Annotated in this window: 6 protein-coding genes; 4 read left to right on the top strand and 2 right to left on the bottom strand. The window is 41.4% G+C overall.

The genetic code is table 11. The features are described 5' to 3' along the window. Positions 1-108: 108 nt before the first annotated feature. Genes LX92_RS16610 through LX92_RS16620 form a run of 3 tightly spaced genes read left to right on the top strand, consistent with a single transcriptional unit; the run spans position 109 to position 2,829 of the window. Positions 109-1,125 (top strand): DHH family phosphoesterase, encoded by a 1,017-nt coding sequence (locus tag LX92_RS16610; RefSeq protein ID WP_109653074.1) that lies wholly within the window; start codon positions 109-111, stop codon positions 1,123-1,125. After that, positions 1,122-1,670: a gliding motility-associated peptidyl-prolyl isomerase GldI gene (gene gldI, locus LX92_RS16615; protein WP_109653076.1), complete on the top strand. Its 549-nt coding sequence runs from the start codon at positions 1,122-1,124 to the stop codon at positions 1,668-1,670. The genes LX92_RS16610 and gldI overlap by 4 nt, the downstream gene beginning before the upstream one ends. A gap of 10 nt (positions 1,671-1,680) precedes the next feature. Then, positions 1,681-2,829 carry a peptidylprolyl isomerase gene (locus LX92_RS16620; RefSeq protein WP_109653221.1) on the top strand — a complete coding sequence of 383 codons (1,149 nt, stop codon included), beginning with the start codon at positions 1,681-1,683 and terminating at the stop codon, positions 2,827-2,829. 145 nt (positions 2,830-2,974) lie between these two features. Here the strand turns inward: LX92_RS16620 and LX92_RS16625 are convergent, their stop codons facing one another. Then, positions 2,975-3,445, bottom strand: coding sequence for a CBS domain-containing protein (locus LX92_RS16625; protein WP_109653078.1), 471 nt, complete (start codon positions 3,443-3,445; stop codon positions 2,975-2,977). 96 nt (positions 3,446-3,541) lie between these two features. After that, positions 3,542-5,002, bottom strand: a complete 1,461-nt coding sequence (locus LX92_RS16630; RefSeq protein WP_109653080.1) for an aminoacyl-histidine dipeptidase — start codon at positions 5,000-5,002, stop codon at positions 3,542-3,544. Between the two features lie 36 nt (positions 5,003-5,038). Between LX92_RS16630 and LX92_RS16635 the strand changes: the two genes are divergently transcribed. Further along, positions 5,039-6,145, top strand: a complete 1,107-nt coding sequence (locus LX92_RS16635; protein WP_223308429.1) for a DUF3810 domain-containing protein — start codon at positions 5,039-5,041, stop codon at positions 6,143-6,145. Positions 6,146-6,414: the final 269 nt, after the last annotated feature.

Raw genomic sequence — 6,414 nt, forward strand, 5'->3', positions numbered from 1 at the left:
AATTTATAAGTAGGCGCTCTTCCCCCATGTCGATTTACAAGCTCTAAAAAAGAGCTAAAAATAGCCTATAATAGTGAAATTCCATGCTATATTACTATATTAGCCCCCATGAATTTAGAGGATATAAAAGCGGTTGGAAATCTACTGGCCAAACCCCAGAAAATAGTCATTGTACCCCACAAAAATCCTGATGGCGATGCCATTGGTTCCACATTGGCCTTATGGCATTATTTAAAAAACAGGGGGCAAGAAGTACGTATTATCGCTCCTAATGATTTTCCGAAATTCCTGAAATGGATGCCCGGCAATGAGCAGATAATGAATTTCGAAAGGGAGAACTCTCAATCCAAGACATTGATCGAGCAAGCGACGATTATTTTCACGCTGGATTTCAATCATTTAGGGCGTATTGGCCAAATGGAGCCCGTACTTAAGGAGAGTGATGCTACCTTTATTATGATAGACCACCACCAGGCCCCTTCGGATTATGCCCAATATATGTATTCGGATGTGCTCATGAGTTCAACCTGTGAAATGGTTTACAATTTTATAGAATTTCTAGGGGATGATGATAAGATTACCCCAGAGATGGCCAATTGCATATACACAGGGATAATGACCGATACGGGGTCGTTCAAATATTCTTCAACCACCAGTAGGACCCATACGATTGTTGCTGCCTTGATTGACAAAGGGGCAGAAAACACCAAGGCCCATAACCTGGTTTACGACACCAACACACCGACCAGATTACACCTTTTAGGCTGCGCCCTTAAAAACATGGTCATCTTAAAGGAATACAATACCGCCTATATAACCCTGAGCCAAGACGAATTGGACACCTATGATTATCAAAAAGGGGATACCGAGGGATTTGTCAATTACGGTCTTACGCTACATGGAATATGTTTTGCCGTGATATTCATTGAAAACAAGGAAGAAGGCATTATAAAAATATCGTTCCGTTCCGAAGGGAACTTCTCGGTAAATGAGTTTGCCAGAAAACACTTTAACGGGGGCGGCCATACCAATGCGGCCGGTGGACGTAGCGACGTATCCTTGCAGGAAACCACCGAATATTTCATTTCACTCTTAAAGGATTATAAGACGCAATTGAACGCATGAAAAAACTACCATTGATTTTGTTGGTAATCGCTTTGGCGAGCTGTGGTGGACCAGAACCTAGGCGCCCGGTACAAATGAAAACCTCAACCATAAACACCTCCATTGAGCGCAGTAAAAAACTTTTGGCATTAGAGGAAAGCATGATTGAAGCGATTGTCAAAAAGGATTCTATAAACGAATATACCCATAGTAACAGCGGTGCTTGGTATTACTACGTTCAGAGGAATGATGAGGCCACCTACACTCCCCAACCCGATGATTTGGTCACAATGACCTATACTGTGACGGGGTTCAACAATGACACCATATACACCCAGGATGAAATTGGGATTTTCAATTACAAAGTAGATAAGCAGGAACTTTTTCCGGGATTACGAAATAGCGTAAAACTCCTGAAAGAGAAAGAGACTGCAACTTTTCTGTTTCCCTCTTCCCTAGCCTATGGCTATCATGGGGACGACAATAAAATTGGGGTCAATGTTCCGATAAAGGCAACGGTAACCCTATTAGCCATCAAAAAACAACAAGATAGTACTCAAAATTAAAATAATGATAATGAAAAAAACTTTTCTTTTTTTACTGACCCTCTCAATGGCCTTGTCCAGTTGCAAATCGAGTAAATACGCTGATTTGGGCGATGGTCTTTTTGCTGACATACAAACCACTAAAGGGGATATCGTCGTTAAATTGGAAGACGAAAAAACCCCTATCACCGTAGCGAACTTTGTTTCCCTTGCCGAAGGAAACAACCCCTTTGTCAATGAGGAGTTTAAAGGCAAAAAATATTACGACGGAGTCATTTTCCATAGGGTCATCAAGGATTTCATGATACAAACAGGTGACCCTACCGGAACCGGGAGTGGCGGACCTGGTTATAAATTCAAGGATGAGTTCAATGATTCATTGACCCATCATAAGGCCGGTATCCTATCCATGGCCAATGCGGGTCCAGCTACCAATGGCAGCCAATTTTTCATCACCCACAAGGAAACTCCTTTCCTAAATGGAAGGCATACTGTTTTTGGGGAAGTTGTCATAGGGATGGATGTTGTTGATTCCATTGCCAATGTAGCAACATCCCAGGCACCACAGAAAGACAGACCTGAAGTTGACGTGGTCATGAATACCGTAGAAATCATCCGAAATGGAAAAGCAGCCAGAAAATTCGATGCCGTACAGATCATGACCGATTATTTTAATGCAGAGAAAAAGAGGTTGGCTGACGAAGAAAAGGAAAATAAGGCCCGAAAAGCCGCTTATGACAAGATGATGCCTGAATTTGTAGCCGCCTTGGCCGCTGACAAAAAGAAAGCCAAGACCTTACCATCAGGATTGCAATTGTTAAAGCTCGTTGAAGGATCAGGCGAAAGCCCCGTAATCGGTCAAAAGGTAAAGGTCATGTATGCTGGTTATTTGGAAGACGGGTCCCTGTTTGACAGCAACTATGAAGAGGTTGCCAAAAAATTCATGAAATACGACGAGAGAAGAAAAGCAGGTGGAGGCTATGAAGCCGTACCCATGCCTTACAGCCCTGATGCGGGATTGATCCCTGGGTTCAAGGAAGGACTTTTAACGATGAAAGTCGGTGATAAGGTACGTTTGTTCATTCCTCCCCACTTGGGATATGGCGAGCAAGGTGGCGGCCCTATTCCCCCGAATGCCAATTTGATTTTTGATTTGGAAATAACGGGTATCGTGGAATAATCCTAGAATCAGACCAATAGTAAAAAAAACCGAAGCCTAAAAAGCTTCGGTTTTTTTATGCATATTCCCACTAGAACTTTACACGACCAGTATACCATCTTATCTTCATAGACAGGAATAAAAAAATACATCCCATATAAAAAGATTATTTTTTCCAATTATGGGACTTCAATTGCATCGTAGCCTTTAGAATATCCTTTTGGGAAATCTGTCCAACCAATTTCCCTCCTTCGACAATGGGAAACCGTCTGCGCTTATCATTAAGGAATTTATTCGCCGCATCAAAGATATTCATGTTCCCATCAATGGTCTCCACATTTTTAGCCATCTTTTTTTCAATGGTACCATCCCCACCTGTAGGCAGGTTATAATAGCGACTATCACTGATATGTTTGATACAATCCCCCTCGGAAATAATACCCACTAATTCATTTTTATCATTAACCACAGGGCCTCCGGAAATTTTATACCGAATCAATGCATCAATAACCTCCTCCACAGATTGTTCTGGTCTGAAAGTTATAAGCTTTGTGGTCATATAATCACTGACCTTTAGTGGCACTTCTTCTGTAAGATTCTGATTCTTTCTTGCGCCCTGAAAACTTTTTATACCCATAACTATCGTTTTTTGCGTTTAACGAAAGTTACAGAAAATTTAATAAGCAATGTTCATTGTTTATGTTAATTCATTGCTTAATTATAACCGTAATTGTTAATTCTTAGGAATGTCCTTAAGTATCTCCAACACAAACTTCCAAAATTTTTGTACCGAGGAAATACAAACCCGTTCGTCAGGGGAGTGGGCCCCTTTGATGGTTGGACCAAAACTAATCATATCCATTTCAGGGTAATTCTGGCCCAAAATGCCACATTCCAGCCCGGCATGGCACGCAACGACTTGCGGTTTGGCCGCAAATAGTGATTCGTATTTACCTGCTAGGATACGAAGAATGGCTGAATCCGGATTTGGGTTCCAACCTGGGTATTCCCCTGTGAATTCCACGGTACAACCCGCCAATTCAAAGGCTGATTTTAAGGCGTTCGCCAAATCCATCTTGGCCGAGTTTACCGATGACCGGGTCAAACATCCAATTTTTATCGCTCCATCCTTCACTACAACACGCGCTATATTATTCGAGGTTTCTACCAAATCAGCAATAGCGGCACTCATGGCATATACCCCGTTATGGGCTGTATAAATTGAACGTACCAACTTTTCTTGTATCGTTTTCGGCATTACTTTGGCTGGCGTCTCCGATAAGACCATGGTAATGGTCAAATCCGGTTCGTTCACCAACATTTCACTCTTTATGGCCTTTACCCATTCCCCAAATGATCTTTCAAAATCATGGGCTTCGGTTCTTTTTATAGCAATTTTCGCGAAACTTTCCCTAGGAATGGCATTTCTTAAACTACCGCCATCAATTTCGGAAATCTGTATGCTATATGCTTCCATGGTATTGAAAAGTAGGCGGTTCATAATCTTATTGGCATTTCCCAACCCTTTATGAATATCCATACCACTATGGCCACCTTGAAGATTTTTTACTACAATCTGGCACCCTACTGAATCCGCATCCACAGATTCCTCCGAATAACTTCTTGTTGCCGTTACATCGATACCTCCAGCGCATCCTATATCTATCTCGTCATCCTCCTCGGTATCCAAATTCAATAAAATATCACCTTGTAGCACGCCACCTTCAAGTCCCATCGCACCGGTCATTCCCGTTTCTTCATCAATGGTAAAAAGGGCCTCCAAAAAAGGATGCGGAATATCGGTACTTTCCAATAGCGCCATAATCGTGGCCACTCCCAATCCGTTATCGGCACCTAAGGTTGTGCCATCCGCTTTTACCCAATCCCCATCAACATACATTTTAATGCCCTCTACCTCAAAATCAAAATGGGTATCGGCATTTTTTTGATGTACCATATCGAGATGGGACTGCAAGGTGATCTTCTTTCGGTCTTCCATACCGACTGTGGCCGGTTTTCGTATGATCACATTCCCAACACTATCCGAAAAGGTTTCCAGACCTAGGGATGTACCAAAATCCAACATAAACTGTATTACCCGCCCTTCTTTCTTTGAAGGCCTTGGCACTTCATTTAAATCGGCGAATTTATTCCAAACACACTGTGGTTCGAGCTGTCTTACTTCTTGACTCATAATATTCTTTTTGCACTTCAAAAGTACATCAAGCGAATGAAATTTAAGGTATTAATCCCTATTTTTGAAACCATGGTTTATAAAATCAAAAATTGGGTCGCAGTATCGATTATTCCGCAAATAATCCTCGTTAAATGGCTTGGAAACCATCCTGATGTTATCGAAAGCTATTACAGCAGGGGTATTTATTTATGGATATCAGGTTTCTTTAGGATTTTATATGGATGGATTCCTTTCTCAGTGGGCGATATCCTCTATTTTACACTATCACTTTTGGCGATTAGATATGTTTACAGGCACTGGTTGGAAATCAAGACCTATCCCCTACTCTTTTTACGCAATATTGTCTTTATTCTTTCGATTGCCTACTTCACCTTTCATTTGCTCTGGGGATTCAATTATTACCGGGAACCCATAGCCAAAAGATTCGGACTTGAAGATAGACATACAGAGAAGGAACTACTGACACTGACGGAAGCCCTCATCCATAAAACAAATGCATTGCAATATTCCATTACCAAGGATACAGCATTGGCCGTTGAAGTCCCTTACACCCAAAAAGAAATTTTTGATAAAACCTTGATTGGATATGAAAATCTTCAAAACACATATCCGTTTCTAGCCTATAAACACCCGAGCATAAAAACCTCACTCTTTAGCACCGGACTAAGCTATATGGGCTATGGTGGCTACCTGAATCCGTTTACCCATGAAGGGCAGGTAAACGGGCGTCTTCCCAATTTCAGGTTTCCGGTAGTCGCTGGGCATGAGATAGGACATCAAGTAGGGTATTCCGCAGAGAACGAGACCAATTTCATAGGATATTTGGCCACACTCAATAATCCCGACCGCTATTTTCAGTATACCGCGTATGCCTATGCCTTAACCTATTGCCTCAGTGATCTTCGAAGAAATGATGAAGCTAAATTTAAGGAACTGTATAGTCTAATAAACCCTGGGACGCGAAAGAATTTTGAAGAAATGGCCCATTTCTGGCAATCGTTTGAGAATCCGATGGAACCCATATTTAAATCCATTTTCAATTCTTTCCTTAAGGCAAACAACCAGACCCAAGGTATTAAAAGTTATAATGCGGTGGTTTCACTTATGGTCACCTATCATAAAGACCATCCTGTTCAATAAGTGATATGCAGTTGGTAATTTACAATGGACAATTAGCAATTAGCAATTAGCAATTAGCAGTGTACAATTTACAATGAACAACGAACAATTGGCAGTTGGCAGTTAGCAATGAACAATTAGCAATTAGCAGTAGGTTGTTGGTAATTAGCTATTACCAGTAAGCGCTCTGGGTAAAGCGAAAGGCGATAAGCGATGTGCAGTTGGCAGTTGGCAGTGTACAATTAACAATTAGCAGTGAACAATTTACAATGAACAATTTACAATGAACA

Source organism: Maribacter polysiphoniae (assembly GCF_003148665.1).
Lineage (GTDB): Bacteria > Bacteroidota > Bacteroidia > Flavobacteriales > Flavobacteriaceae > Maribacter_A > Maribacter_A polysiphoniae.

What these genes read in the sequence shown, in the direction of transcription:
- LX92_RS16610 (WP_109653074.1), top strand. Translation starts at nt 109, where the DNA reads ATGAATTTAGAGGATATAAAAGCGGTTGGAAATCTACTGGCCAAACCC.
- gldI (WP_109653076.1), top strand. Translation starts at nt 1,122, where the DNA reads ATGAAAAAACTACCATTGATTTTGTTGGTAATCGCTTTGGCGAGCTGT.
- LX92_RS16620 (WP_109653221.1), top strand. Translation starts at nt 1,681, where the DNA reads ATGAAAAAAACTTTTCTTTTTTTACTGACCCTCTCAATGGCCTTGTCC.
- LX92_RS16625 (WP_109653078.1), bottom strand. Translation starts at nt 3,445, where the DNA reads ATGGGTATAAAAAGTTTTCAGGGCGCAAGAAAGAATCAGAATCTTACA.
- LX92_RS16630 (WP_109653080.1), bottom strand. Translation starts at nt 5,002, where the DNA reads ATGAGTCAAGAAGTAAGACAGCTCGAACCACAGTGTGTTTGGAATAAA.
- LX92_RS16635 (WP_223308429.1), top strand. Translation starts at nt 5,039, where the DNA reads ATGAAATTTAAGGTATTAATCCCTATTTTTGAAACCATGGTTTATAAA.